Source organism: Acinetobacter sp. Root1280, from assembly GCF_001425285.1.
GTDB classification, from domain to species: Bacteria; Pseudomonadota; Gammaproteobacteria; order Pseudomonadales; family Moraxellaceae; genus Acinetobacter; species Acinetobacter guillouiae.
On record NZ_LMED01000012.1, the window covers coordinates 344,927 to 369,142 of the forward strand.

The 24,216-nt window shown below is 38.6% G+C and carries 24 protein-coding genes; 10 read left to right on the forward strand and 14 right to left on the reverse strand.

What is annotated here, in order from left to right; translation table 11 throughout:
- Nucleotides 1-69: 69 nt before the first annotated feature.
- The 3 genes from ASC84_RS11455 to ASC84_RS11465 form a co-directional block, all read right to left on the reverse strand.
- Nucleotides 70-1,854, reverse strand: coding sequence for an ABC transporter substrate-binding protein (locus tag ASC84_RS11455; protein WP_056514721.1), 1,785 nt, complete (start codon nucleotides 1,852-1,854; stop codon nucleotides 70-72).
- Between the two features lie 699 nt (nucleotides 1,855-2,553).
- Entirely contained in the window at nucleotides 2,554-4,056 is a 1,503-nt protein-coding gene (locus ASC84_RS11460) for a CoA-acylating methylmalonate-semialdehyde dehydrogenase (protein WP_056514726.1), read from the reverse strand.
- Nucleotides 4,057-4,251: 195 nt separating this feature from the next.
- A complete protein-coding gene (locus ASC84_RS11465) occupies nucleotides 4,252-5,592 on the reverse strand; it encodes an MFS transporter (RefSeq protein WP_056514730.1) in 1,341 nt (446 codons plus the stop codon).
- A gap of 474 nt (nucleotides 5,593-6,066) precedes the next feature.
- Here ASC84_RS11465 and ASC84_RS11470 point away from each other — a divergent pair, with 474 nt between their 5' ends.
- Nucleotides 6,067-6,618: a LuxR C-terminal-related transcriptional regulator gene (locus tag ASC84_RS11470; protein ID WP_004722910.1), complete on the forward strand. Its 552-nt coding sequence runs from the start codon at nucleotides 6,067-6,069 to the stop codon at nucleotides 6,616-6,618.
- 59 nt (nucleotides 6,619-6,677) lie between these two features.
- On the opposite strand, the gene ASC84_RS11475 is transcribed toward ASC84_RS11470, so the two are convergent.
- The 4 genes from ASC84_RS11475 to ASC84_RS11490 all read right to left on the reverse strand — a co-directional run bounded on the left by ASC84_RS11475 (nucleotide 6,678) and on the right by ASC84_RS11490 (nucleotide 8,700).
- Entirely contained in the window at nucleotides 6,678-7,022 is a 345-nt protein-coding gene (locus tag ASC84_RS11475) for a zinc ribbon domain-containing protein YjdM (protein WP_034610071.1), read from the reverse strand.
- A 112-nt stretch (nucleotides 7,023-7,134) separates the two neighbouring features.
- Complete coding sequence (locus ASC84_RS11480) at nucleotides 7,135-7,488, reverse strand: DUF488 domain-containing protein (protein WP_004722913.1); 354 nt, start codon at nucleotides 7,486-7,488, stop codon at nucleotides 7,135-7,137.
- Nucleotides 7,489-7,736: 248 nt separating this feature from the next.
- Nucleotides 7,737-8,183, reverse strand: a complete 447-nt coding sequence (locus ASC84_RS11485; RefSeq protein WP_004722915.1) for an SRPBCC family protein — start codon at nucleotides 8,181-8,183, stop codon at nucleotides 7,737-7,739.
- A 148-nt stretch (nucleotides 8,184-8,331) separates the two neighbouring features.
- Nucleotides 8,332-8,700, reverse strand: coding sequence for a ribonuclease E inhibitor RraB (locus ASC84_RS11490; protein ID WP_004722917.1), 369 nt, complete (start codon nucleotides 8,698-8,700; stop codon nucleotides 8,332-8,334).
- A 204-nt stretch (nucleotides 8,701-8,904) separates the two neighbouring features.
- Here ASC84_RS11490 and ASC84_RS11495 point away from each other — a divergent pair, with 204 nt between their 5' ends.
- Nucleotides 8,905-9,660: a ribosomal protein L7/L12 gene (locus ASC84_RS11495; RefSeq protein ID WP_056514733.1), complete on the forward strand. Its 756-nt coding sequence runs from the start codon at nucleotides 8,905-8,907 to the stop codon at nucleotides 9,658-9,660.
- A gap of 141 nt (nucleotides 9,661-9,801) precedes the next feature.
- Nucleotides 9,802-10,383 carry a hypothetical protein gene (locus ASC84_RS11500; protein WP_056514736.1) on the forward strand — a complete coding sequence of 194 codons (582 nt, stop codon included), beginning with the start codon at nucleotides 9,802-9,804 and terminating at the stop codon, nucleotides 10,381-10,383.
- A gap of 16 nt (nucleotides 10,384-10,399) precedes the next feature.
- Here the strand turns inward: ASC84_RS11500 and ASC84_RS11505 are convergent, their stop codons facing one another.
- Nucleotides 10,400-11,410, reverse strand: a complete 1,011-nt coding sequence (locus ASC84_RS11505; RefSeq protein ID WP_056514739.1) for a metallophosphoesterase — start codon at nucleotides 11,408-11,410, stop codon at nucleotides 10,400-10,402.
- A gap of 162 nt (nucleotides 11,411-11,572) precedes the next feature.
- Here ASC84_RS11505 and ASC84_RS11510 point away from each other — a divergent pair, with 162 nt between their 5' ends.
- Nucleotides 11,573-13,201, forward strand: a complete 1,629-nt coding sequence (locus ASC84_RS11510) for a phospholipase D family protein (protein ID WP_004722927.1) — start codon at nucleotides 11,573-11,575, stop codon at nucleotides 13,199-13,201.
- 564 nt (nucleotides 13,202-13,765) lie between these two features.
- Here ASC84_RS11510 and ASC84_RS11515 read toward each other — a convergent pair.
- Entirely contained in the window at nucleotides 13,766-14,578 is an 813-nt protein-coding gene (locus ASC84_RS11515; RefSeq protein ID WP_056514743.1) for a 1-acyl-sn-glycerol-3-phosphate acyltransferase, read from the reverse strand.
- A 348-nt stretch (nucleotides 14,579-14,926) separates the two neighbouring features.
- Here ASC84_RS11515 and hflX point away from each other — a divergent pair, with 348 nt between their 5' ends.
- From hflX to ASC84_RS11540, 5 genes are all read left to right on the forward strand, one after another.
- Entirely contained in the window at nucleotides 14,927-16,258 is a 1,332-nt protein-coding gene (gene hflX, locus ASC84_RS11520; RefSeq protein ID WP_056514746.1) for a ribosome rescue GTPase HflX, read from the forward strand.
- Between the two features lie 43 nt (nucleotides 16,259-16,301).
- On the forward strand, nucleotides 16,302-16,673 hold the full coding sequence (locus ASC84_RS11525; protein ID WP_034610058.1) for a hypothetical protein: 372 nt from the start codon (nucleotides 16,302-16,304) through the stop codon (nucleotides 16,671-16,673).
- Nucleotides 16,674-16,682: 9 nt separating this feature from the next.
- A complete protein-coding gene (locus tag ASC84_RS11530) occupies nucleotides 16,683-17,351 on the forward strand; it encodes an LrgB family protein (protein ID WP_004722933.1) in 669 nt (222 codons plus the stop codon).
- A gap of 94 nt (nucleotides 17,352-17,445) precedes the next feature.
- Nucleotides 17,446-17,889, forward strand: coding sequence for a DUF2147 domain-containing protein (locus tag ASC84_RS11535; RefSeq protein WP_004819221.1), 444 nt, complete (start codon nucleotides 17,446-17,448; stop codon nucleotides 17,887-17,889).
- Nucleotides 17,890-17,941: 52 nt separating this feature from the next.
- Nucleotides 17,942-18,388, forward strand: coding sequence for a DUF2147 domain-containing protein (locus tag ASC84_RS11540; protein ID WP_056514750.1), 447 nt, complete (start codon nucleotides 17,942-17,944; stop codon nucleotides 18,386-18,388).
- Nucleotides 18,389-18,519: 131 nt separating this feature from the next.
- Here ASC84_RS11540 and ASC84_RS11545 read toward each other — a convergent pair whose 3' ends face one another.
- From ASC84_RS11545 to ASC84_RS23270, 5 genes are all read right to left on the reverse strand, one after another.
- Nucleotides 18,520-19,368, reverse strand: a complete 849-nt coding sequence (locus tag ASC84_RS11545; protein WP_056514753.1) for a symmetrical bis(5'-nucleosyl)-tetraphosphatase — start codon at nucleotides 19,366-19,368, stop codon at nucleotides 18,520-18,522.
- Nucleotides 19,369-20,181, reverse strand: a complete 813-nt coding sequence (gene rsmA / locus ASC84_RS11550) for a 16S rRNA (adenine(1518)-N(6)/adenine(1519)-N(6))-dimethyltransferase RsmA (protein WP_056514756.1) — start codon at nucleotides 20,179-20,181, stop codon at nucleotides 19,369-19,371.
- A gap of 27 nt (nucleotides 20,182-20,208) precedes the next feature.
- Nucleotides 20,209-21,060: a hypothetical protein gene (locus tag ASC84_RS11555; RefSeq protein WP_056514759.1), complete on the reverse strand. Its 852-nt coding sequence runs from the start codon at nucleotides 21,058-21,060 to the stop codon at nucleotides 20,209-20,211.
- 48 nt (nucleotides 21,061-21,108) lie between these two features.
- Nucleotides 21,109-22,080, reverse strand: a complete 972-nt coding sequence (pdxA, locus tag ASC84_RS11560) for a 4-hydroxythreonine-4-phosphate dehydrogenase PdxA (RefSeq protein WP_056514762.1) — start codon at nucleotides 22,078-22,080, stop codon at nucleotides 21,109-21,111.
- Between the two features lie 424 nt (nucleotides 22,081-22,504).
- Nucleotides 22,505-23,533: a hypothetical protein gene (locus ASC84_RS23270; RefSeq protein ID WP_227515134.1), complete on the reverse strand. Its 1,029-nt coding sequence runs from the start codon at nucleotides 23,531-23,533 to the stop codon at nucleotides 22,505-22,507.
- A gap of 251 nt (nucleotides 23,534-23,784) precedes the next feature.
- On the opposite strand from ASC84_RS23270, the gene rplM reads away from it, so the two are divergent.
- Nucleotides 23,785-24,213 carry a 50S ribosomal protein L13 gene (gene rplM / locus ASC84_RS11570; protein ID WP_004722943.1) on the forward strand — a complete coding sequence of 143 codons (429 nt, stop codon included), beginning with the start codon at nucleotides 23,785-23,787 and terminating at the stop codon, nucleotides 24,211-24,213.
- Nucleotides 24,214-24,216 lie beyond the last annotated feature (3 nt).

Consider the following 24,216-nt stretch of genomic DNA (forward strand, 5'->3'; position numbering starts at 1 on the left):
GCACTGACCCCAATCTGCTTTAACTTTTGATTTAAATCATCCTTCATCATTTTATTCAACTTCATCTGGTTATTTTTTAACTGGCTGAACATCAAGGTATTGCCAAACGGTATTGATCATTGGATGTGCTTTATAGCCTTGAACTTGTGGTTGCAACAGCCAATTGCGAATACGGGTACTATGAATAATCCAAGGGTTATCTGCCTCTATCTGCCGACTGATTTTTTCATAAAATGGCGTTCGTTGTTGTGGCGGTAAAGTTAACGCTTGCTGATACAGTGCATCATAAGCTTTAGATTGATAGCAACTTAAATTTCCTTTGCCTGAGTTCGGACCATAAAGCAATTGGGCAAAATTTTCTCCTTCAGGAAAATCAGCAATCCATGCCCCACCCCAAATCATATGTTTACATTGCATGGCCTCTTTTAAATTATCGGCAAAATTACTGACCTTAAACTCAACTCGCACCCCAATAGCATCTAAGTTTTTCTTCCATAACTCAGAATGAATGACTGAGCTTGAGCTATTTTCAGTATTATATTTCAGCGTAAACGACTGCCCGTTGGGTAAAGTTCGATAACCATCTTTGCCTTTCTTATAACCAAATCGATCCAGTAATTTATTGGCCAATAACGGATTATAGGCAATACTACTTCTATATTGAGCATTGTGCCCTTGCACCCCATCTGGTACCAACATTTCAGCTCTAACCGCTTGACCTTTATAAAGTTGCTTAATCGCTTCCTGTTGGTTATATGCCAATGTAATGGCACGGCGTAGTGCTATTTTGTCTAGACTATACCCCCCCACAATCGGATCTTTCATATTGAACATGGTATAGGTGATTTCAGGGTCTTTATTGGGAAAATGTTGAATGCCCTGTTGTTTAAGTTCTGGTTTTAATTGTGTGCCGTTTAAAGCCTGTGGAACCGCATTTGAGGTTAATTTGTCAAAATCCAATTGGCCTGACTTAAACGCCAACCACCTTGACTGTTCTTCCTCAATAATACTCACGACAACCTTACCGACTTGAGGCATTTTTTTACCCGACATCTCTTTGACAAGTTGGTTATCCCATGCCGTTCCTGTCGATTTATAATTCCAAATAAAGCCACGATAGTCAGGATTTGCCACCAGCTCAATTTTACTGCGTGGTACGTATTTACTCAGTTGATAAGCGCCTGTACCTACAGGATGCTGCCCGATACGATCACCATAAAACTCAACAACTTCACGCGCTGTTCCGCTAAAAGTGACATAGGCCAAAATATAAGGGAAATTATAATCTGCACGGGTTAAGGTAAATTGCAGGGTGTATTTGTCTAAAGCTTTAAGCCCTGCAATGGGCGCATCATAATTAAACTTGCCTGTCTTTTTCGCATTGGCAACCACTTGCTCTAAACCTTGGATTTTGCCATCAATAAAAGAATAGGTAGGCGAATGGTTTTTCGGATCACTCACACGTTGAATCGAATAAATATAATCTTGGGCAGTCAATTCACGTCGTTTGCCTTTGAACGCAGGATCATCGGTAAAATAAATGCCGGGTTGTATTTTAAAAGTATAGACCTTGCCCTCTTGTTCTATTTTTGGCAATGCTTGTGCCGTATTGGGCACCAATACCACGGGACGAGCCAGATAATCATATTTGAGTAAGGGTTCAAATATCGCCTCTGCTATATTTCCACTGTAGAAATTATAGGTTTTCACCATATCAAAACCATCATCTGGTGCTTCAAAAGCCAAATTCAGGATTTTATTCGGTTGTGCAGGCGTTTTCGCAATCGCCATTTCCCCACAACCCATTGCACCGACCAACAACGCAAATTGTAAAAGCTTGGATTCCAAATTCACACCTATGTATTTTTATTCATCAAATTATTTAAACAGAATACTGGCAGCACCATCATCCTGTCGATTGCTGCTTTGGTGCCGAACCAGAACGTTAAATTAACAATAGTGAAAAATTGAACGATATAACAGTATTAAATACAAAGCGAATATCATGCCACTACACTTACCCCTTCTAAATTTTGTTTATTTTTACCGTAATAAAATTACGTTTACTTAATGTACTCAAATCCATTCTTCGCCATAAAAATAGGCAGAAAAATCAAATAACTTTAATTTTTTTATAATTAAAAATTTATATTTAGCGTCCATAAATGAAATTATCTCCCAAACTTAACTTACTCGTATTTAGTCATAAACCAATCAATACATTTAACATAAGTAACGTAAATCTTGAGCATTTTTTTGTATATTGTTAAAACATATAATGAGATAGTTGGCATACTTAAATTGCTAAAAACAATGTAACAATATTACGAAGTAGAAAAGGATGTCTAAAAATATAAACCGAGATTTAAATATTTACGCTTTGATGGCTGATTCGGTATAGTTTTGGAAAGCTACCATACCCTGAATACAAATGAATTTCGGGTCAAAATTCTTTTGATAAAATGACTGACTCTATAGATAAAGTGATTATCTCACTTTCACTCACACCTAAAAAAGCCAGCATCTGCTGGCTGATCATCGACATGGAATCAATTAAGTGATTTTAAATGCCAAAGAAATGGCTTGATCTTGTTGTTCAGGATCAGGCCATTTTTGTGAAACAGATTTTAACTTGGTATAGAAACGAGCGGCATCTGGACCATATAAATGCGACTCACCAAATTTTGAACGTCGCAAACCACCAAAGTTAAAATAACTCACTGGGAGTGGTACAGGCACATTAACACCAATCATGCCCGACTCAACTTCCATAAAGAAGCGATGTGCTGACTTTCCATCACGGGTAAAAATCACCGAACCATTGCCATATTCATGGCTATTGGTCACAGCAATTGCCTCATCTAAACTATTGACGCGTAAAATTCCTCGCGCTGGGCCAAAAACCTCTTGTTGATAAAAATCCATATCCATAGATAAATAATCAAATAAAGTTGGTCCGATATAATAGCCATTGGCATACTCTGGATGTTTAAAATCACGACCATCCACCACCAACTCAGCACCATCTGCAATACATTGATCAATTGCCTTTAAAACAGATTGTTGCGATTGCGCACTAATCACCGCACCAAAATCTGCAGTCGGATCATTGTATGCGCCAACTTTCAATGCTTTGATTTTTTCTACGATACGTTGGCGTAAGTGATCTGCCGTTTCAGCACCTACGGGAATCAGCAGTGATACCGCCATACAACGCTGACTGGCTGAACCAAACCCTGCTGAAACAAAGGCATTTGCAGCCGCTTCAAGATCGGCATCAGGCATCACCACCATGTGATTTTTCCCGCCAGTAAATGCTGCAACACGTTTGTTATGTGAGGTGCCTTTTTGGTAAACATATTCACCAATCTGTGTAGAGCCCACAAAGCTCACAGCCGCGATTTCAGGATGTTCAAGTAATGCATCGACTGCTGTTTTATCCCCTTGTACAACATTAAATACATCGTCTGGAAGACCCGCTTCTTTCCATAACTCTGCAAAAAATAATGCAGCCGAGGGCACTTTTTCAGACGGTTTCCAAACTACTGAATTCCCCACAGAAACAGCCATTGCCATCATGACAGCAGGAATCATGATGGGAAAATTAAACGGGGTAATACATCCCACCACACCCACAGGAACCCGTACAGAAAACACATCGATGTCGCCAGCAACATTACGTGCATATTCACCCTTAGTAATCTGTGGGGCATTACAAGCAAATTCAATTCCTTCAATCGCACGGCCAATTTCACCGATTGCATCGGCAATGGTTTTGCCATGTTCACGACCAATGATTTCTGCCAATTCAGCCGTTTTGGCAATCATTAATTCACGTAATTTAAATAGAACTTGCAAGCGTGTAGCATGTGAAGCTTTTGCCCATTTTTTTGCATTTGCTGATGTGGCGGCTTTCACCGCAGTATCAATCACTGTTGCATCACCATAAGCACAACGCGCAATTTCTTCACCCGTAGAGGGATTAAATACTGGGCCTGAATGTTGAGTTTCTGTGATATGACGGCCTGAAATATAATGTCCGATCAAAGTATTCATCCTGATTTTTCCTTCACGCTGATACTGAAACTAAATTTAAAATGCTACTGAAGTCGGTCTTTCCATGACCGTTTTGGCGAGAAAGCCCCATATTCCCAAGACTGATAAAGGAAATATTCATATTCATTCCTGAAAATTAAGCGTGGTAAATTGAATGATTGATTGCAATGCTGTGCTTTAAATCACTGCTTTGCATTAAACAGACAATTTGCTTTTCACTGATTTACGTTGTCTCGCGGGGCTAAGATCATCACGCTTCATAAAGAAGCTACAGAAGATTGCGAAAATCGCCATGCTCATGATGTAGGTAATAATCAAATGCGGGCTACCATTACCAATACTTAGTAGTTTGGTGGCGATCAATGGTGCGAGTCCACCGCCTAATACACCTGCGAATTGAACTGAAATCGAGATACCACTGTAGCGAATTTCGGCAGGAAACTGTCGAGCAAATAACTGAGACTGTGGCGCATACATGATCGGAAACACCACGCCGATTGCTAAAACAATTGCGGTCCATACCAAGACTGGGTCCTTGGTATCCAACATGCTAAAGAACGGATAGCAATACAATGCAAGGACCACTAGACCAAACATAAACATATTACGCTGCCCAACTTTGTCGGATAGATGTCCACACAATGGCGTCATCACCATGATTAAGCCTGCACCACAAATCGTTGCAAACAAAATGTCTTGGCGAGGAATACCCAACTTGGTTGTGGTGTAGGCTAAGGCAAAAGTAGAGGCAATATAAAACCATGCATTTTCAGCAGCACGGGCAAAGATAATCGTGAGTAATTCGCGTGGATGATTTTTAAAGACCTGCATTGCTGGAACTTTAACTTCTTGTGCTTGTTGTTTTACTTTTTCAAAATCGGGTGACTCAGGCACTTTGACACGGATATACCAACCCACACCTAACAATAAAATGCTGGCAAGGAAAGGCAGACGCCAGCCCCAACTAAATAGACTTGCTTCGGGTAAAAGTGAAACCAAACCCAATGCGATAGAGGCCAACATTAAACCACCACCAGCACTTGCTTGAGGTAGACTGCCCCAAAAGCCTTTACCGCCTTCAGGAGCATGCTCCACAGCCATCAACACGGCACCGCCCCACTCGCCGCCCATTGCCATACCTTGAACAAAACGCAAAATCACCAGAAAAAATGTCGCCCAATATCCAATACTTTCGTAGGTTGGCAATAGGCCAATTAAAACGGTAGGAATCCCCATCATAATCAGCGTGGTTAGCAGCATGGTTTTCCGACCAATTTTGTCTCCAAAATGACCAAAGATAATGCCTCCCAACGGACGTCCAATAAAGCCAACAGCGTATGTGGCAAACGCGGCCAATACACCTGTTAATGGATCAAGATTGGGGAAAAACAGTTTATTGAAAATTAATGCTGCGGCTGCACCGTAAATAAAAAAGTCGTACCACTCGATTGTCGTTCCGACCATGCTGGAGATACCCGCCAGACGGTGTGAAGACTTTTTCGGTTGTTGAGGACTTGATCCTTGTATATGCTCCATCGCTACCTCGCCCAATTCTTAGTATTGTCATCCATTCACCACCTTAGAGATAATCCATCCTGATTATATTCATTAAGGTGATCTAATTCTTTTTACACAAATAACTTAAAATAAGAAGCCAAGATTAATATTGATTTATCCTAATAAAAAATTCTAAATAACCTGAGTGCCTCTCATCATCAATGTGAATCAATTGCTTTTTTCAGTCAACACCCTTAATTACTTAAGTAGTTTTTAAAATTTAATAAATAATTTAAATACAATTACTTATATAAAAACATACCAATATAGACTAAAGTTAAATATAAAAAATGTGATCCATTACAAACTATTCAAAATGCTAAGTTTATATGTATAACAACACAAAAATAATCTATTTAGTTTTCATCATATTATAAAAAATCAACGATCGAATACTTGTTATTTCTCGCTATCACGTTATATTCATTATTATACTAAGTAAGGATGCTTATTATGAACTATAATAAAATCGCATTTGATTTTAGCCCTGCACCGATTGTTGTATTAAGTTATCGACACATGATGGAAATGAATGCTGCATTTGCCAATCTATTTGGCTATGAGCGTGGTGAATTAATTGAGCAATCCATAGTCAAAATTTTTCCTAGCCTTGAAGATTATGAAAAGGTCGGGAATGATGCATTGCAAAGCTTATTGTTAAAAAAAAGCCATTATTATTCTGATCAGCGCTTTATGCAGCACAAAAATGGCGAAATCTTTTGGACACATACCCATGGGCAAACCTTAACACCTGAAGATCCCTTTAAATTAATGGTCTGGCATTTTGAACGTAAAGATCAGGTGCTGTCTTCTAAGCAAAAATTGACTAAACGTGAATCAGAAATTACCCAATTGATTGTCAATGGATTTACCTGTAAAGAAATTGCACGAAAATTAGAGCTGTCGCATCGGACCATAGAAGTACATAAAGCAAATTTAATGAAAAAGTTGGGCGTTCGCTCCAAAGCAGAACTAACCTCAAAAATTATCATTCGAGAAAAATGATATAGACAAAAAAATGATCACAGTTGAATTGCTGTGATCATTGATGAACCTCAAAAAAATTAAGCTTTTTTCACAAATTCTGACTTTAACTTCATGGGACCAATACCATCAATTTTACAATCAATATCATGCCCATCATTACTGTCTACCAGTAAACGAATACTTTTGACTTTGGTTCCTACTTTAACCACTGCAGAAGAACCTTTAATTTTTAAGTCTTTAATCACTGTCACTGAATCGCCATCTGCCAAGATATTGCCAACAGCATCTTTAATCGTCACGCTGTCATCTGCTGTTACTTGCTCGCCATCTTTCCATTCATAACTACATTCTGGGCAAATCAATAAATCGCTATCTTGATAGGTATATTCTGAATTACATTTTGGACAATGTGGCAAAGACATAATAAGCTCAACTTCGGTTCAAATCACAATCATAGCATTTTAAGATTTTTCATCAACTTAAAAACCATAATAAATATAAGGAATAATTTAAAATCAACCGCGATCAATAAAACTAGGCTTTATGATTTAGAACATCCAACAAAACACTGACATGATTTCGCCCTTGATTTTTGGCCGCCGTTAATAAGGTTATAGGACCTTGTGCTATAAGTTTCCGCAGCTCTTCTAATTGTACTGTAACCTGTGATAATTCAACGCGATAACGTTGTTGAAACTCATCCCAACGGTTTTCGCTATCCTCGTGATACCATTTTCTGAGTTCATTGGACGGGGTAATTTCTTTCGGCCATAAGTCAATCTTAGCATCATCTTTTTTAATACCACGTGGCCACAAACGATCAACCAAAATTCGTTGACCATCTGTTTCTGAAACCGCATCATAAATTCGTTTGCTATAAATCGTCATTGTTATTCCGAACCGAAGTTATTCTAAAATTATTCCAAATGATGAGAAATATGGTTGTGTAAAGTGACAATGTGGGAATAAAAACACATTGTCCCCCATCACAGCTTAGCCTGCAAACATAGGCGAGGCTTGGTGCTTACTCAGGCAAGCAATGATTGAATTGTATTGCCCGTTTAATGGATGATAGATGAATGATATAAATACCAAAGCAGATCTATAGCGATAGTTTATAGGTCACTCACTCGAGTTTATTGATCTGGAATTGTTGGATTGACCAAGAGACCAAGTAATTGCAAAGACTCTTGCCATCCCAAATAACAAGCCTCAACAGGAATCACTTTAGGAATACCTGACTGGGTAATATTGACTTCCGTTCCGACAAGCACACCTTTTATTTCAATGATTACTTCAATTTCGCCAGCGAGTTCAGGATTATCAAATCGATCAAAATATCGTATGCGTTGGTTGGGAATCAGCTCTGCATAAGTTCCACCAAATGAATGGATTGTACCTGTAGAGAAATTGGTAAATGACATTCGATAAGAACCACCAACCGTTGCATCCATTTGATGAAGTTTTGCTGTAAAACCATGTGGAGGCATCCACTTTACAATTGCATCTGGGTCTAAGAAAGCTTTATAGACTCGCTCTGGTGGTGCACTAAAAACGCGATGCAACTTTACCGTATTACTCATACTCATATCCTTGACTATTATTGTTGTTGAAAATCAAGTTTAGCGCTGTACAAAGCTTTCATTTGTATGGTTTGAGTAGTCTGAAACTTAAAAAAAAGCATATCAACAAGGATATGCTTTTAAAACAATATGCGTCGTCTAAAGACCATTATTCTTCATCGTCTTCATCATCAAATATATAGGTTGTACATCCCCAACCATCATATTCACCTTCAAACTGCTCAGCAATTTTACTAAACCATTGCTCTAAATCAACAACATCTTCGTAGTCTGGAATCAGATGAACATAAACCGTAATCACCCATTCATTAGGCTGCACTTCTTCATCCAAATACAGCGAAATTTTTTGCTCTTCGTGTAAAAGATAGATTGCACATTTTTCAGCAAGTTCTTGTGTTTTAAAATACACAGAAAACTCGATTTCATGTACCTCTTCTAAATCATCACCATCTTCGTGCATTTGCCAAAGTAGATTACCGTTATCATCTTCTGGGAATTTTTCAAAATCACGAGTCATGGCCAAGCCCTCTTTTAAGGTTATAAATATTATGACTTTTACAATAGCAAAGTTTTATGACAGTTTTAAAATATTGCCTATTCGCACACAAATTACTACTTTTATTTGGCATCAATTTGTAATAAAAATTGAATTAATTCTATGATTAGGGTCTGTTGTTGATCAATATTCATTGATGATTAAACCAATAATGAAAGGTGCATGATGCCAAACTTTAACCCACAACAACGACAAGAAATTCTGTTACTGATTCAACAAGGTCGTAAAGTTGAAGCAGTTAAATGGGTCAAAGACCATTCAGATTTAGGCTTAAAAGAAGCCAAGGATTATGTAGAAAATCTGACAGAAAACGCATACAACTTCGCATTTGCAGATACAGCTCAAAGTGATAGTTCCCGTGATATACACTTGCAAATTCCTCAACAAGACATCCTTTCCCTAATCCAACAAAATCGTAAAATTGAAGCGATTAAACTGGTCATGGAAAATTCAAACCTTGGGCTAAAAGATGCCAAAGACTTTGTAGAACAGCTCACTGAAAATCCCAATTTAGCAATCAATCAGTTTCAGTTCGATGATGATTTTTATGACAGTCAGCATCCTCGCTATAAGACAATTCAGTCAAATTTTGAAACTGGTGAAATCTATGTGTTATATCAAGATCATCAAAAAGTGTTGATTGATGAACATCATCCTGACTGGGATGAAATTATGCGTCATTTTACACAAGGTGAAACATATGATTCGGCTGCTGCCTATATTGCTGCGATGAAAGCCAAAGCACGTGATAGTGCTGTCAATTCGACACATAATGTTCAACCAATTCCCCGCCCATCCAGCGCAACAACCCAACCTGTCGGTATTGAAGATCAAACCAAGAAAAAAGGCTTACCTATTTTTATGCTTGTTGTGATTGTGATTGTTGCTGTGATTGCCTATCAATTTTTTATCAAGCAATAAGATGCAACACCGCGATAAAATTTAACACGGCAATAAAATTGAATATGCAATGCAGGATGATTAATAAAGTTTAAAACAGTCAAAAGAAAGCCATTCAACTAAACGCTATTGTTCTCATCATTTAAATTATTCGAGATGCGTATGTACCAATTGAATCAAACACAATTACAAACATTGCTTGATCTGCTTGAACACCATCAAACAGAACAGGCTGAACAATTCCTTATTGCACACCTTCAGCTAGATCCAACCGCAGCAAAAAATTTAGTCCGCATCCTGCATGAATCACCAGATGCGCTTCAGGCTTTTAAAGCAAACCCTCAAATTTTATCGGGAGAAATGCCGAATATAAAAAATGAAAGCAAATCTTTTGAATTCAACTTTTCATCTAGTACGGTGAAAATGACCAATCAGGATGGTAAGACCATTGAAATCAATGATCAACATCCCGACTGGCAAGAGATCAAAAAACAATTCCAAATCGATTTGACTCAACCAGATGCTTTATCCAAATTTGCCGAAAACTTTATGCAAGGACAGACGCAAAATACCTCATCACAAGCAAAGTCTTCATCTTATGATTCAACAAGCCCTACTCACGCTTCGGTTCAAACCTCAGGGGTGGAAGACTTGAGTCATCAGAATAAGTCCAGCAGCATGCTGTTATTGATTGGGTTTCTTGTTTTGATTGGGATTGCAGCCTTTTACTATTTTAAAACATGATTGATCAGTATGAAATTTAACTCAGCTCAATAATATCAATGGTTGGTGGTACTCTAAACCGAAAAGGTACACCCACCATACCGGTACCGACACTGACAAATACATCGGCATTTTCATGCTGATACAAGCCTCGTTTATGACCAAGGATAGAAACTTTTTTCATCACATAACTGGTCAACCACGGCAATTCAACTTGCCCGCCATGTGTATGCCCTGACAGCATCAACGGACGTGTAGGCAACTGTGGCACCATATCTACCGTATCGGGGTTATGTGACAAAATTAACCACGGCTTGTCTTGAGGTAAATCGGGCATATAACGCATATCCGCCTTGCCTGCCCATAAGTCCCCAACACCAATTAAGCGAAAATCATCAAATTCAACAATTTTACCTTCAATATCCATCACGTTATTGGCCTCTAAGGCACTGGCCAATAAGGCTTGAATCGGTGGTCCTGGATACTGCTCATCATGATTACCATTTACTGAATAAACCGGAGCTTCGATCTCTTTTAAAATCGCCAATTCTTCAACCAATTTATTTTCAGGTTCATAGGTCCAATCCCCTGCAACCACGACAAAATCGGGTTGAGCCAAATTAATTTTTTTGACAATTGTTTTAAGCTGACGCTCATGTCCAGAAAACAGACCAATGTGTAAATCTGCAAGCAACGCAACTTTAATCGGTTGAGTAAAGGCTTTCTCCTGCCCCAACGAATATTGTATATGCTGAACATGAACCCGATGTGGTTCAATAAAGCGTGCATAAATCAGCAATGCACTAAGCAAGAAAATAAAAATACTTTCGTGTAGTGAGAATTTTCCGATATAACCTGCATAAATGCTAAAAAATAACAACGGAATTAATAAATAAGACAGGTAGAATGCCAGTAAATGGACGAAAGACTTAAAAGGATGGATCGTTTCAGTTCTAGATTGACTTAACCAGGCTTGGCTTATTCCCCATATCGCAAGCACAATGAAGCAGAGATAAAAAATTGATGTAACAGTTAGGGTTGGAAACATATTCAATCTCGCAAGTCGCGTGTACTTGTCATCTCTTTATTTATCTTTTGAAAAGGCTACATTGGCATTTCATAAATGGATTGCATTTCGGCAAACATCGACGAATTGTCAATATATCCTCAGGCAATTATACTCTAGCTCTGAGAAATCTTAGAAAATATTATGCAAAGAACGATCAATCGTAATACCCAATTACAGCAAAAAGCTCACAATCACCATGCTTCAAAATATTGGGTGATGATCGGTTCTTGCCTATTACTCAGCCTTTCTGCCTGCTCAACCCTACCTCGACAAGAAAATATTAAACCCGAATATGCCTACGATATAGACACCAAAGACACCCCTTTGGCGCAAATTATTTCTCCATTAAAAGCGCAAAACCCTGAGTTAACCGGTTATCACGTTCTTTATGATCCGCTGGAAGCAATCGCAGCACGCATCAATTTAATTGAAAAAGCACAAAAAACTTTAGATTTGCAATATTACATTTGGGACAATGACAAAATTGGCTCATTGGCTTTATACAAAATTATTGAAGCCGCAGATCGCGGTGTTAAAGTTCGTTTACTGATTGATGATAATAATGCTAAACAAATGGAAGGGGTTTATCTCGCCTTAGATCAACACCCAAACATTGAAGTAAAACTATTTAACCCTTACCGTTTTAGAAGTATTCGCCCCATAGACATGGTGCTGGATTTAAAACGTATCAATCGTCGCATGCATAACAAGACCTTTACTGCTGACAATCAAATTTCATTAATTGGCGGGCGTAATATGAGTAATCAATATTATAACGTCAGTGATAATTACCAATTTTCAGATGTAGATGTCATGCTGGTGGGTCAAGCGGTAGATGATATTACCCACTCCTTTGACGAATACTGGAATCATAGCTACGCTTATCCGGTGAGAAATATTGTCAATCACAGTACCTACACCTTACGTTATGACAGCCTAAAAGAACAATTAACCCATCATTACCAAGAAATTACGGTTCAAAATTATTTGAATTTAAGTAATCGCACCCATGCTTTTGATCAGTGGCTCAATCAGAATATTCAACTAGATTGGGTCAAAGCAGAGGTGGTCAAAGATGCTCCTGATAAAATTCAGGCCAAGGCCAAAAAAGAACAGCATCTTAACTTCCAAATGGTGAAGCGCTTAGATATCCCGACTCAAAATGTCGATCTGATTTCTGCTTATTTTGTTCCGCAAAAAAAAGGGGCAAAGAAACTGGTTGAGTTGGCAGATGAGGGCGTTAAAGTACGTGTCCTGACCAACTCATTTAAAGCCAATGATGTCGCGTTGGTGCATGCATTTTATGCAAAATATCGAGATAATTTATTAAAAAATGGTGTCGAGCTTTATGAGTTTCTGCCTGCCGTTTCTGAAGAGAATCTCTATGCCAATTCAGAAGAAATCTCAAAGAAAGCCAAAGTTAGCTTAAAAGGCTTAAGCCGTTCTAGCTTGCATGCCAAACTGATGGCTGTAGATAATAAACAAGTGTTTATTGGCTCATTTAATTTCGACCCACGTTCAGCCAACTTAAATACTGAGATTGGGGTCATTATCAATAGTCCACCGTTGGCGATTGCTGTACATAAAACTATGGACGATAATTTAAAAAAATATGCTTATAAGCTGGTTTTAGATTCACAGAATAAAATCAACTGGCTCAAAGAAACGCCTCAAGGCATTGTCACTTTAAGAAAAGAGCCAAAAATGAAGTGGTGGCAAAAAGCAGGAATTAAGGTGATTTCTTGGTTGCCGATTGAGGGCTTTATGTAATCCTGAATAGTTTCACATATATGGTATAAGCACTGAATAAGCAAAGTAAGACCATTCATGAAAATTTGCATAATACATGGTGTTTTCACTGCCTTATATTTTGAGAAAAGTTTAGATCGATTTGCGTAGGCGATGCTCTACTTTTCTCGGGCGAAAAGTAGCAAAAGCCCTTTGTTGGTCAAAGGGGATATCCTTATCGCCCTTGACCAACGGCGGCATCCATGCCGCCAAACGCGATAGCGATGTCAGGTAAAATCGGCTGATGGAAAAAGCAAAAACCATTTTATTTATGTCAAGTTAATAATATTGATCGGTATAATATCTAAAAAACGTTGAGCATGAGTGAGGCAATATCGTTGAGAAAAAATAATGCCTTCACTGTATTTTTGAATCTGGAATCAGGCGTCCTAACTTTTTCTTTTTCGAACAATCCTCGTTATGACTATGCTCCAGTGACAAATATTCTGCCTGCTGAGTAAAGACGTTTTATAAACCTACACACTCTCGCAGACAGCTTCCCTTGGCCTATTCAAAACAGTCAGAGACATCATTTTGAATAGATCGTTAATCTGTTAGGACTTCTTTCTGTAGATCTTCCAAACCTTTTTGCATCATCACTTGCACTTGTTGCGTCAGACTTTCAACCGTATGCCCTTCTGTTGCAATCGCCGGAAAGGTTTTGAGATGCGCTACAACCTTTGGCATTTCTAGCACAGCTTGGACATGTTCGACAAATGTGGTTTCGCCAATAAAAGGCACTACGGTATCTAATTGCCCATGTTGATTTACATAGCAAATCACACATACTTGTACGGGTTTCTTGGCTTCGATTGCCGCACCTAAGATCCGACCATGTACTTTTTTAACTTTTGAACCATCAGTGGTCGTTGCTTCAGGGAAAAACAACACTGGAATATCTTTACTTAAGAACTCAGCGATTTGCTCTCGAATACGCACCGAATCCCCTGAACCACGTTTAATAAATAAGGTTCCACCACCTTTAGCCAAATTGCCAAAAACTGGCCATTTTTCAATTTCAGCTTTCGCTAAAAAGAATACCCGTGCCCCTGAACCTAAAACAGCAATATCCAACCATGAAATATGATTACTCACCCACAATGCTGGTTCACGCGGAATATCGCCATGTACACGCACGTCGACATTAAATACTTCACTTAAACGGCGACAAAAATACTGAACATAACGGGTATTTTTAGGATTATTCGGATCTTTATAGAGTTGATGGCGGTAAACCAGATAAAAGCCTTCTGCAACAGCAGATGTTCCTGATACCAGTTTTTTACTGTACAAAAAGACTTTAGATAAAGCACTTAATTTCGATGATTTTGACTTTTTGATTGCTTGTTGTTGAGTCATAGATATTCACTAAACAAAATGTATGTCATATTAAACTGACACTATTGTATACATATCTAAATCAACTTGCATTCATCATAAAGACAACAACATTGATTTACTGTGCGAAATGAATAGCCAAATCAGCTCAACGCTAAATTGTAGCAAAATTTGCGCTCCATCAAGCAGCTATACATTTTTACTAAATTTTAACTCCCCCGTTAAAACAACAGGAAAACCCAAATTAAGATTTCACCATAAATTCATATATTTATAATTTTATTGCAATACTTTGCATACGGCTTAGGATTTCACACGGAATATCCTTTAGAATGATTTTTCTAATCTAATGTCTGAGTTTTACAATCTGTGGAATACTTTGATCAAAATCAAGGTGGTGAAAAAACCATTTTAGTCAGTGTGAATGTTCAAATCTTAGAAGATCTTGATGCAGAAGAATTTCGATTACTGGCTAAATCTGCGGGCGCGGATATATTAGAGCATTTAAGCGTACAACGGATTAAACCCGATCCTAAGTTCTTTATTGGTTCAGGTAAAGCAGAAGAAATTGCTGAACAAGTTGAGGCAGATGAAGTGGAGTTGGTTATTTTCGACCAAGCGCTTTCACCCGCTCAGGAACGTAATTTAGAACGTATTTTAAAATGTCGTGTGATTGACCGTACGGGTTTGATTCTTGATATTTTTGCGCAGCGTGCCCGTACCCATGAAGGTAAGCTGCAAGTTGAATTGGCTCAGTTGGATCATCTTTCATCACGTTTAGTCCGCAGTCGTAGCAATCTAGACAGTCAGAAAGGCGGTATTGGTCTACGTGGACCTGGTGAAACCTTACTTGAAACAGATCGACGTCTATTACGCATCCGTATGGAACAGCTCAAAGATCGTCTGGAAAAAGTCAGAAAAACCCGTATTCAAGGTCGTGCTGCTCGCCAAAAAGCCAATATCCCAACCGTGTCTTTGGTCGGTTATACCAATGCAGGCAAATCAACACTTTTTAATATTTTGGCAAATAGTGATGTTTATGCAGCGGATCAATTATTTGCCACACTCGATCCAACCTTACGCCGTTTAGATTGGGATGGTATTGGCACGCTTGTTCTTGCAGACACTGTTGGTTTTGTGCGCAATCTCGCTCATTCTTTAGTCGAATCCTTTAAGGCAACTTTGGAAGAAACTTTAGAAGCCTCTTTACTGTTACATATCATCGATTCGAGTAGTCCAGATGTCATGGAACAGATTGATGCTGTAGAAACGGTGTTAAATGAAATTGGCGCAGATGTTCCGATATTAAGAGTTTATAACAAGATCGATCAAAGCGGCGAAGAAGCCAAAATCATTTATGCCAAACCGCACCAACCTGAACGTGTTTATGTTTCAGCCCATACACAACAAGGTTTAGACTTGTTACGTAAAGCGGTCCATGAATGTTTGATGGGCCAAATTCAACGTTTTGAACTGCAATTAAAACCCGCTTATGGCAAGTTAAAAAATCAACTTTACGATCTTAACGTCATCGAATCTGAGCATTATGATGATGAAGGCAACTTACAATTGGTGGTTGCCATGGCACCACAAAAACTGGAACAGCTCATCAATCAGGCACATTTACCCCTCGTTGAAATCCTTGGAAATAAGGCAGAACAATTTAAAAGGCCGTTAGAAGAGTTTGAAATAAAGCGCTAAATCGGTTAAAACGTGAAAGATCAATTTTTATAAATAAACACACATGGATCAGTTAAAAGGTATCGATTGGCAAGCATGGATCTTCACAATAGGACTTATCATCTTCTTTCGTGAAGCTTCTGTGTTGGTGATGTCACAATTTAATCATCCTGAATTGGGCAATTTAACAGGTCTACTCAGCCTACTGTTTGTGTTGGTTTTATGGCGTAGATTCAAAAAAATCCCTGCCCGTCTGGTCGATACCAATAATAAATTAATGAGAGAAAGTGGCTTTGCCTTCCTACCGATATGTGCGGGTTCATTAATCATGCTGGTCAGTATGGGAAAAGAGATCCCCTTATTTCTGGTTGTGATGTTTGTCAGCACACTAATTCCACTCTGGATTTATGCAAAAATGGCGAAGAAGTGGCTATAGGAGGCTGATATGTTAAGTGTACTCACTGGGTTTTTAATCACGCTAATTGCCTATTTGGCAGCGAAACCAATTAATAAACGCTTTCCTCAAATTCCGCTGCTGGTCATTGGCATGTTTTTTGTGATTGGAATTTTAATGATCTTTAAAATTCCTTATGAAAAATACAATACTGATATGAATGGTCTATTTAGCCACCTACTCGGTTATGTCACTGTGGCCTTGGCTATTCCATTAGCGGCAATGCGTTATGATGATTTACCCCTGAAATCTGTTGTGGGGATCTTGGTGTTTGCCAGTATCAGTGCTGTCGCATTACCCATGAGCTTGGCTTATTTACTGCATATGTCGGAACCGACCATTATGGCCTTTGCTACACGTGCCGTGACTACGCCAATTGCAATCAATATTGCAACTTTATTGCACTCACCAGTCACATTGGTGATTTTGATCGTCATTTTATCGGGCGTGATTGGGGCCGCATTTTCATCGATTATTTTACGCAATATTAATGATGAACGCGCGTCTGGCTTGGCTTTAGGACTGGCTGCACATGCCATCGGAACGGCCCAAGCTTGGCAACGTGGCGCGGTTGCAGGTCGTTATGCAGCCTTTGGAATGGCAGTAAATGCGGTGTTCACAGCCATCTGGTTGCCAACCTTCATACTTTTTATAAAATAAATGTGATTTATTTTACTTTTCACATGATTGCCTAGAGTAATTATTCAGCTTAAGATGAACTATTCTTTCCCCCATTTTGATAAGGAATCAATAAATGAGGTTTAATAAGTTCATCTTAGGGACATTATTTTCTGTTTTAAGCTGTAGCAGTATGGCAAAAGATATCACTGGTACTTGGAAAAATATCGATGATAAAACTGGCTCATCTAAAGCTGTGCTTGAAATACGCAAAGAAGCCAATGGCACATATACCGGTAAAATCATCAAAATTACCCCACGTCCTGGTTATACCCCAAAAGAAACCTGTATAGACTGTCCAGCGCCTTATACCAATAAACCCATTTTAGGTATGGATGTTCTTAAAAATCTCAAACAAACCAGTGAAGAAGATTATGTCGGTGGAAAGATTATTGACCCACTTACAGGTAAAATTTACTCCATGAAAGCCAAACTCAACTCAAACGGTAATCGCTTGATGTTAAGAGGTTATGTGGGGGTGTCTGCACTTGGTCGTAGTCAAACTTGGATTCGTGAATAAGGTTTTATTCACTAATCACAACATTTAAACTTAAAAGAAAATAGGTATGCTTATGAAAAAAGGAATTTTCAGTTGTATGCTACTGGGAATGATCAGCTGGACACATGCAGCTGACATCACTGGCACATGGCGCACTGTTGATGATAAAACAGGTTATGTTCGTGCACATATTCAAATCGAGAAACTAAAAGATGATACTTATGTCGGGAAAATCATTAAAGATTTTCCTGCACCCGGTGAAACCGCTTTAACACAATGTCGCAATTGCCCCGCACCCTTTACCAATAAACCAATTATTGGCTTAACCATTTTACAAAAGTTAAAAGCTGATCCAAATAACCCAAACAACTATATTGGTGGTGAAGTTCTGGATCCTCGTGGAGGAAAAATTTATCACGGTAAAGCCCGCTTAAATGCGAGTGGAAACCGCCTAACCTTACGTGGCTATCTTGGTATTTCTCTGATTGGTCGAAGTCAGACATGGATTCGACAAGAATAATTTGCTTTTTAATTGATAGACAAACCCGCCATTTAAAAGATTAAAATCATTGAAAATGGCACATTAACACTGTGCTTGAATCTCGTGACATTATCCAAAATAAAAGCCACATGTTGTGGCTTTTATTCATCTCAAAAAACAGGATTATCGACACTAAAAAGTTTTTGATCTTCTAGTCGATAAGCCAGCAGTTGATGCCCCCAGACACAGCCACCATCTACATTTTGGATTTGCGCATTGATACGCTCACCTTGCAACGCTGCCCAATGTCCAAAAACGATTTGATGAGTTTTTGCTGTCTGTGATTCAAATTTAAACCATGGCTGAAAACCGACTGGCATCGGCTCATCTAAAGCATCTTTAAAGCTAAACTCTAAACGACCTTGTGCATCTGTCAGCCGCATACGGGTTAGATAATTGGTAATACAGCGTAAGCGAGCATGACCTTGTAAATCATCACCCCATAAATCTGGTTCAGTGCCATACATCTCTTTCAGAAATGAATCCAGTACAGCAAAGTCATCATGCGCTAAGACTGCTTGCACTTCTTTGGCCAACGCGGCAGTCTTTTCCGCATCCCAAATATTCGGGATACCCGCATGGGTCAAAATCGTCTTTTCATTGGGAAATAAACACAAAGGCTGTTTACGCAACCAATCAACCAATTCATCACTTTCTAAAGCATGAATGACATCATCAATATGGTCTTTTTCTTTGAGCTTTTTGATCCCACGTGCAACCGCCAGCAGATTTAAATCATGATTGCCAAGGACTGTCGCAGCATTGCCTTGTTCGCATAATTTTTTGATAAAGCGTAATGCACCCACTGAATTTTCACCACGTGCGATTAAATCGCCCGCAAACCAAATAAAATCTTGATCCGCATCGAACTGGATTTCTTTGAGTAGTGCTTTCAGTGCTTCAAAACACCCTTGTACATCACCAATCACATAATTATATCTGACTTTTTCCAGCGCCATTTAAGTCACCATTTGGTCAGATAATGCAACAAACTGAGCCAATGTTAAGGTTTCTGGGCGTGCCATTGGATCTACACCAGCATTTTCAAAACCATCTTCAACCAACATACCTTTTAAGCTATTACGTAATGTTTTTCGGCGTTGGGTAAACACATGCGATACCAAACGAGCCAAGGCTTTTTCACTTTTAGCAACAATTGGTTTAGTCGCATAAGGCTCTAAACGAAATACCGCAGATGTTACTTTTGGTGGTGGATTGAATGATCCCGGTGGTACTTCAAACAAGAACGTAGGTTTACAAAAGTATTGAATCATCACCGACAAACGCCCGTATTCTTTGGTGTTTGGAGATGCGGTAATACGATCAACCACTTCTTTTTGCAACATAAAATGCATGTCTTTGACTTTGTCACCAAATTCCAAGAGATGGAAAAGCAAAGGCGTTGAAATATTATAAGGTAGGTTTCCGACCACACGTAAAGGACGACCTTCCTGAAATAATTCAGTAAAATCATATTTTAACGCATCAGTTTCAATGATGGTGAGGCGTTCAGGATGTGGTACTCGACCCGGCAAGCCTGCTGCCAAGTCACGATCCAGTTCTAGCACAGTCAAAGCGTCACATTCACCATTTAAAGGTGAAGTTAAAGCGGCTAAACCCGGTCCAATTTCAACAATATTTTCCCCTGATCGTGGGGCAACAGAACGAACAATTTTGGCAATCACACGTTGGTCATGTAAGAAGTTTTGTCCAAAACGCTTACGCGTATGATGCCCTTCATCTTTAGGGTTTAGGGCATTAATTTGATACATAAAATTCTCCACATTGATTGATGACCACTATTGCGTATTCGACTCTAACTTGCTTAGGCTATTAAAGATTTCATCAGATTTAGTCACATTTTCACTCGCTGCTTTATATGCTAAAGCGAGATTCTCTGGTTTTCTAAGAAGATTCATAACCTCAGACTCTGAGATTTTCTTAACATCTTCTTGAATTGACTCTAAGCCCTCACGCATCTCTGCATCTTTAACACGATCTATACCCAGTTCAGTATTTCCTTTAAGTTGTGCTTCAAGGTAGATATTCAATACCTCAAGATCAGCCAGAAAATCTTCCATATTGATTGCTGAATCTTCATCACCTCTGGATATTTTTTGCATTGAACGTAATACACGCTCACCCAAAAAAACTTGATTTTTTGCAATGATAGCTTGAGTTGAAGGATAATTTAAGCGGACCATTCGATCTATCACTAAATTATATTCAGCTTGAATACCAGGTATAATCTCTTGAACAAAAATACTGAAGTCTTGTAAAGCCATTAGTTTATCTCGATGCTTTACCAGAAGATCAATATTAGCATTGATTGCTTCTCCGTCTTTAAGCATTTTATCCATGCCACTATGATTCGCATATTTTTTATGCACCATTGCCAATGCTTGATTAAATTTTTCTTGGCTGTTCTTTAAATTATCTACAGTGAGTGAACCAGCATATTGCACAACATCTTGTGACTGTCTTGGAATTTGCAGTGATAAAACCCTTAAATCACAAACACTGTGATCCATTGCAAGGTTCGAGCAAGCAGATAGCATAGCGGCGATCAATACAGCCGCTATGCTATTTTTTATGCAACGCTTCATGGATTGTGGTTTTATATGGTTGTTCTTATGCTTAATGATTGACATTACTAACTTTCCATCGATGTAAAATTTAAAAATTATTATTCAATAAAGTTAATTCGAGCGAGCGAGATCAAGCGCTAAATCGACAGCGACATGCAAACTTGAACTTTTTGCAAGGCCTGTACCTGCAAGGGAGAGCGCAGTACCATGATCAACTGAGGTACGAATAAAAGGCAAACCTAAAGTAATATTGATGGCTTCACCAAATCCCTGCGATTTTAACACAGGTAAACCTTGATCGTGATACATCGCCAAAACAGCATCAGTATCTTTTAAATGATCCACAGTAAATAAGGTATCAGCAGGCATACTTAAACTCATGTCTATGCCTTGGACTCGATAACTTTCAAGCACTGGATTGATCGTATCAATTTCTTCATGACCTAAGTAGCCACCCTCTCCAGCATGCGGGTTTAAACCACACACTAAAATACGCGGATGATTAATTTTAAATTTTGTTTTTAAATCATGAATAAGAATATCAATTACCTGATGGAGACGCTGTTTGGTAATGGCATCTGCAACATCCCGCAATGGTAAATGCGTGGTCACTAAAGCGACTCTTAAGGTTTTTGTTGCAAGCATCATGACCACACGTTCCACGCCTGCAAACTCTTGGTAATACTCTGTATGGCCGCTGAAGTGGATCCCTGCATCATTGATGATTGACTTTTGTACAGGTCCAGTTGCCACTCCAACACTCAGTCCTTGCATGGCATAGTATGCAGTTCGGCGTAATTGTTCGATCACATATGCAGAGTTTTGTGGGTTTAACTCACCTAAGACAACATCTACAGCTAAAGGAACATGTTCCACATAGAGCTGACCTTGAGCCAAACACTCCTTCTGCCCTTGATACTCAATAAGCTGAATGCTTTTGTTTAAAATTTTGGCACGATCCCTCAACATATTGATATCAGCCAATACAACAACTGGACGATCATCGATACGATCTGCCAAATCTAAACAAATATCTGGGCCAATGCCAGCAGGCTCACCACTGGTTATATATAAAGGAAGCATCTAGAACTCTTTTAACAGACCTTGCAGAGACAGTATACATCGGTTCTAAATTATCATTTCCAATTCAAGTTCATTTTTATATCGAATATAACGGAAACATGTAAAAAATTAACCAAAAACAATTTCTCGAGAGAACTATGCGACTCAATTGTAAACATTTTTTCTATTTCAGTTTTAGATAGCTGAAATTTATAATGAAAAATATATATAAAAATACATCACTTATGCTGTAAATCAGCAATAAAGTTAGGTCGATTACAGCTTAAGCTTAAAGTCTAAAAGAAATATCCTTTGCAAAACTATACCGCCCTACATATTTCCATCATTGTAATCTAAGTCAAAAGTTATCTATTCGACGACTATTCTTTTAGCAATTCATTCTATAAAAATTAACGGATTGAATATCACATCGTAAACAGAATGCTTAGAGCTGACTTTTAGACGCTGGCCGAGTTTCTGGTTGAGCTTGCTCTTGATCAACTTTAGTGAAATCAAACATCGATTCAACGTCTTTCCCACACTTGGCTGGATCAATATGTTGATCAAAGATTATTCTAACCCGTTGGTCAGGTTCAACTTTTCCATAGACTGTATATTCGCCACTTCGGCTTTTATCGTCATCATCCTCCCATTGCACGACAGCATCGACTTCTTCACCGATAGGGATGTGTTGCGTTTGAATGAGTAATCCAATCGCTTGGCAAGGATATGCGGATTGAATTTCTTCACTAAAATCGACAGTCATCCATTTCGCATCCAAGATCGTATCTAATTCACCTCGCTGTTGTTTTCTTGCTGCTTTTTCTTCTTCGGTTTTTCCTACTTGTTTTATTTTTTCATTTTCCCATGTTTTTTCATTTTCTAATATGTTCTTTGAATTCATTTGATTGAACTGGGCTTTCTTTAATTGGCTTGGCTTTAACTGGTTTGGCTTTAAAGAAAACGGTATCTGTATTTGATTTTTTTGAGTTTGATTTTTTTGAACAATTTTGCTTTCAACGGTTTTAGACGGCATCGCCTTCTCATTTGATACTGTAATAAAATCATGAAATGCTTCTGGCTCACACAAATCAAAAACAACTCTTGCGATACCATCTGCACCTACTGTCCCCCTTAATTTATATTCGTCTCCATTGTCATTTTCTGGATCATATAGCGTAAGTGGAATCGTTGAGCCTGCAACGATATCTTTTGTGGTCGCTTGAATACCGAAAGGCTGGCAATTGATAGCCACACCGCCTTTTAATTCTTTTGAAAAATCTTCCGTCATCCATTGAACTGCGATAAGCCGATCTCCGAGATCAGCTTTACTTTGATAATGTACTGGAACACTGGGATAAAGTTTCGGTAAAGATAATGCCTGATCCTGCAAATCCGCTTGAGCAAAACTCAGGTTTAAGTTACCTATACCCAATAGCAGTAGAACGAATTTTATTGAATTTATTATTTTCATTTTTGCCTGACTTATTTTCTGTATATCACCTTAATTATTCATGAATCCCATCACAATTCCAATATAAATCAGAAAACCTTACAACATTTTATCCAAACTAAGCTTTGCTTTTGGGTACGTTTGTCCATATAATGATGCGCTTGAAATTCAATATTTCAATTGCGACTCTAACTCTTTTCAGATAGAATTCGCACTCCTTTTTGTTTGGACAGATTCCATAGTCCAAACCAACTATAATAGGTAGTGGTTTAATGAAAACTCTCAGCGCTAAGCCAGCTGAAGTTCAACACGACTGGTATGTTGTTGATGCTTCTGGCAAAACTTTAGGTCGCCTTGCGACTGAAATCGCTCGTCGTTTACGCGGTAAACACAAAACTTCTTATACGCCTCACGTTGACACTGGTGACTACATCGTTGTGATCAATGCTGAACAAGTACAAGTGACTGGTAAAAAATCACTTGATAAGAAATACTATCGCCACACTGGTTTCCCTGGTGGTATTCGTGAAACTAATTTCGAAAAATTAGTTGCTCACAAACCAGAAGAAATCTTCGAACGTGCTGTAAAAGGCATGTTGCCAAAAGGTCCTCTTGGTTACGCGATGATCAAGAAAATGAAAGTGTACGCTGGTACTGAGCATCCTCATACTGCTCAACAGCCACAAGTTTTGGACATCTAAGGG

Coding starts and splice junctions, on each gene's coding strand:
- ASC84_RS11460 (WP_056514726.1), bottom strand. CDS start 4,056: ATGAATACTTTGATCGGACATTATATTTCAGGCCGTCATATCACAGAA.
- ASC84_RS11465 (WP_056514730.1), bottom strand. CDS start 5,592: ATGGAGCATATACAAGGATCAAGTCCTCAACAACCGAAAAAGTCTTCA.
- ASC84_RS11470 (WP_004722910.1), top strand. CDS start 6,067: ATGAACTATAATAAAATCGCATTTGATTTTAGCCCTGCACCGATTGTT.
- ASC84_RS11475 (WP_034610071.1), bottom strand. CDS start 7,022: ATGTCTTTGCCACATTGTCCAAAATGTAATTCAGAATATACCTATCAA.
- ASC84_RS11480 (WP_004722913.1), bottom strand. CDS start 7,488: ATGACGATTTATAGCAAACGAATTTATGATGCGGTTTCAGAAACAGAT.
- ASC84_RS11485 (WP_004722915.1), bottom strand. CDS start 8,183: ATGAGTAATACGGTAAAGTTGCATCGCGTTTTTAGTGCACCACCAGAG.
- ASC84_RS11490 (WP_004722917.1), bottom strand. CDS start 8,700: ATGACTCGTGATTTTGAAAAATTCCCAGAAGATGATAACGGTAATCTA.
- ASC84_RS11495 (WP_056514733.1), top strand. CDS start 8,905: ATGCCAAACTTTAACCCACAACAACGACAAGAAATTCTGTTACTGATT.
- ASC84_RS11500 (WP_056514736.1), top strand. CDS start 9,802: ATGTACCAATTGAATCAAACACAATTACAAACATTGCTTGATCTGCTT.
- ASC84_RS11505 (WP_056514739.1), bottom strand. CDS start 11,410: ATGTTTCCAACCCTAACTGTTACATCAATTTTTTATCTCTGCTTCATT.
- ASC84_RS11510 (WP_004722927.1), top strand. CDS start 11,573: ATGCAAAGAACGATCAATCGTAATACCCAATTACAGCAAAAAGCTCAC.
- ASC84_RS11515 (WP_056514743.1), bottom strand. CDS start 14,578: ATGACTCAACAACAAGCAATCAAAAAGTCAAAATCATCGAAATTAAGT.
- ASC84_RS11525 (WP_034610058.1), top strand. CDS start 16,302: ATGGATCAGTTAAAAGGTATCGATTGGCAAGCATGGATCTTCACAATA.
- ASC84_RS11530 (WP_004722933.1), top strand. CDS start 16,683: ATGTTAAGTGTACTCACTGGGTTTTTAATCACGCTAATTGCCTATTTG.
- ASC84_RS11535 (WP_004819221.1), top strand. CDS start 17,446: ATGAGGTTTAATAAGTTCATCTTAGGGACATTATTTTCTGTTTTAAGC.
- ASC84_RS11540 (WP_056514750.1), top strand. CDS start 17,942: ATGAAAAAAGGAATTTTCAGTTGTATGCTACTGGGAATGATCAGCTGG.
- ASC84_RS11545 (WP_056514753.1), bottom strand. CDS start 19,368: ATGGCGCTGGAAAAAGTCAGATATAATTATGTGATTGGTGATGTACAA.
- rsmA (WP_056514756.1), bottom strand. CDS start 20,181: ATGTATCAAATTAATGCCCTAAACCCTAAAGATGAAGGGCATCATACG.
- ASC84_RS11555 (WP_056514759.1), bottom strand. CDS start 21,060: ATGTCAATCATTAAGCATAAGAACAACCATATAAAACCACAATCCATG.
- pdxA (WP_056514762.1), bottom strand. CDS start 22,080: ATGCTTCCTTTATATATAACCAGTGGTGAGCCTGCTGGCATTGGCCCA.
- ASC84_RS23270 (WP_227515134.1), bottom strand. CDS start 23,533: ATGAAAATAATAAATTCAATAAAATTCGTTCTACTGCTATTGGGTATA.
- rplM (WP_004722943.1), top strand. CDS start 23,785: ATGAAAACTCTCAGCGCTAAGCCAGCTGAAGTTCAACACGACTGGTAT.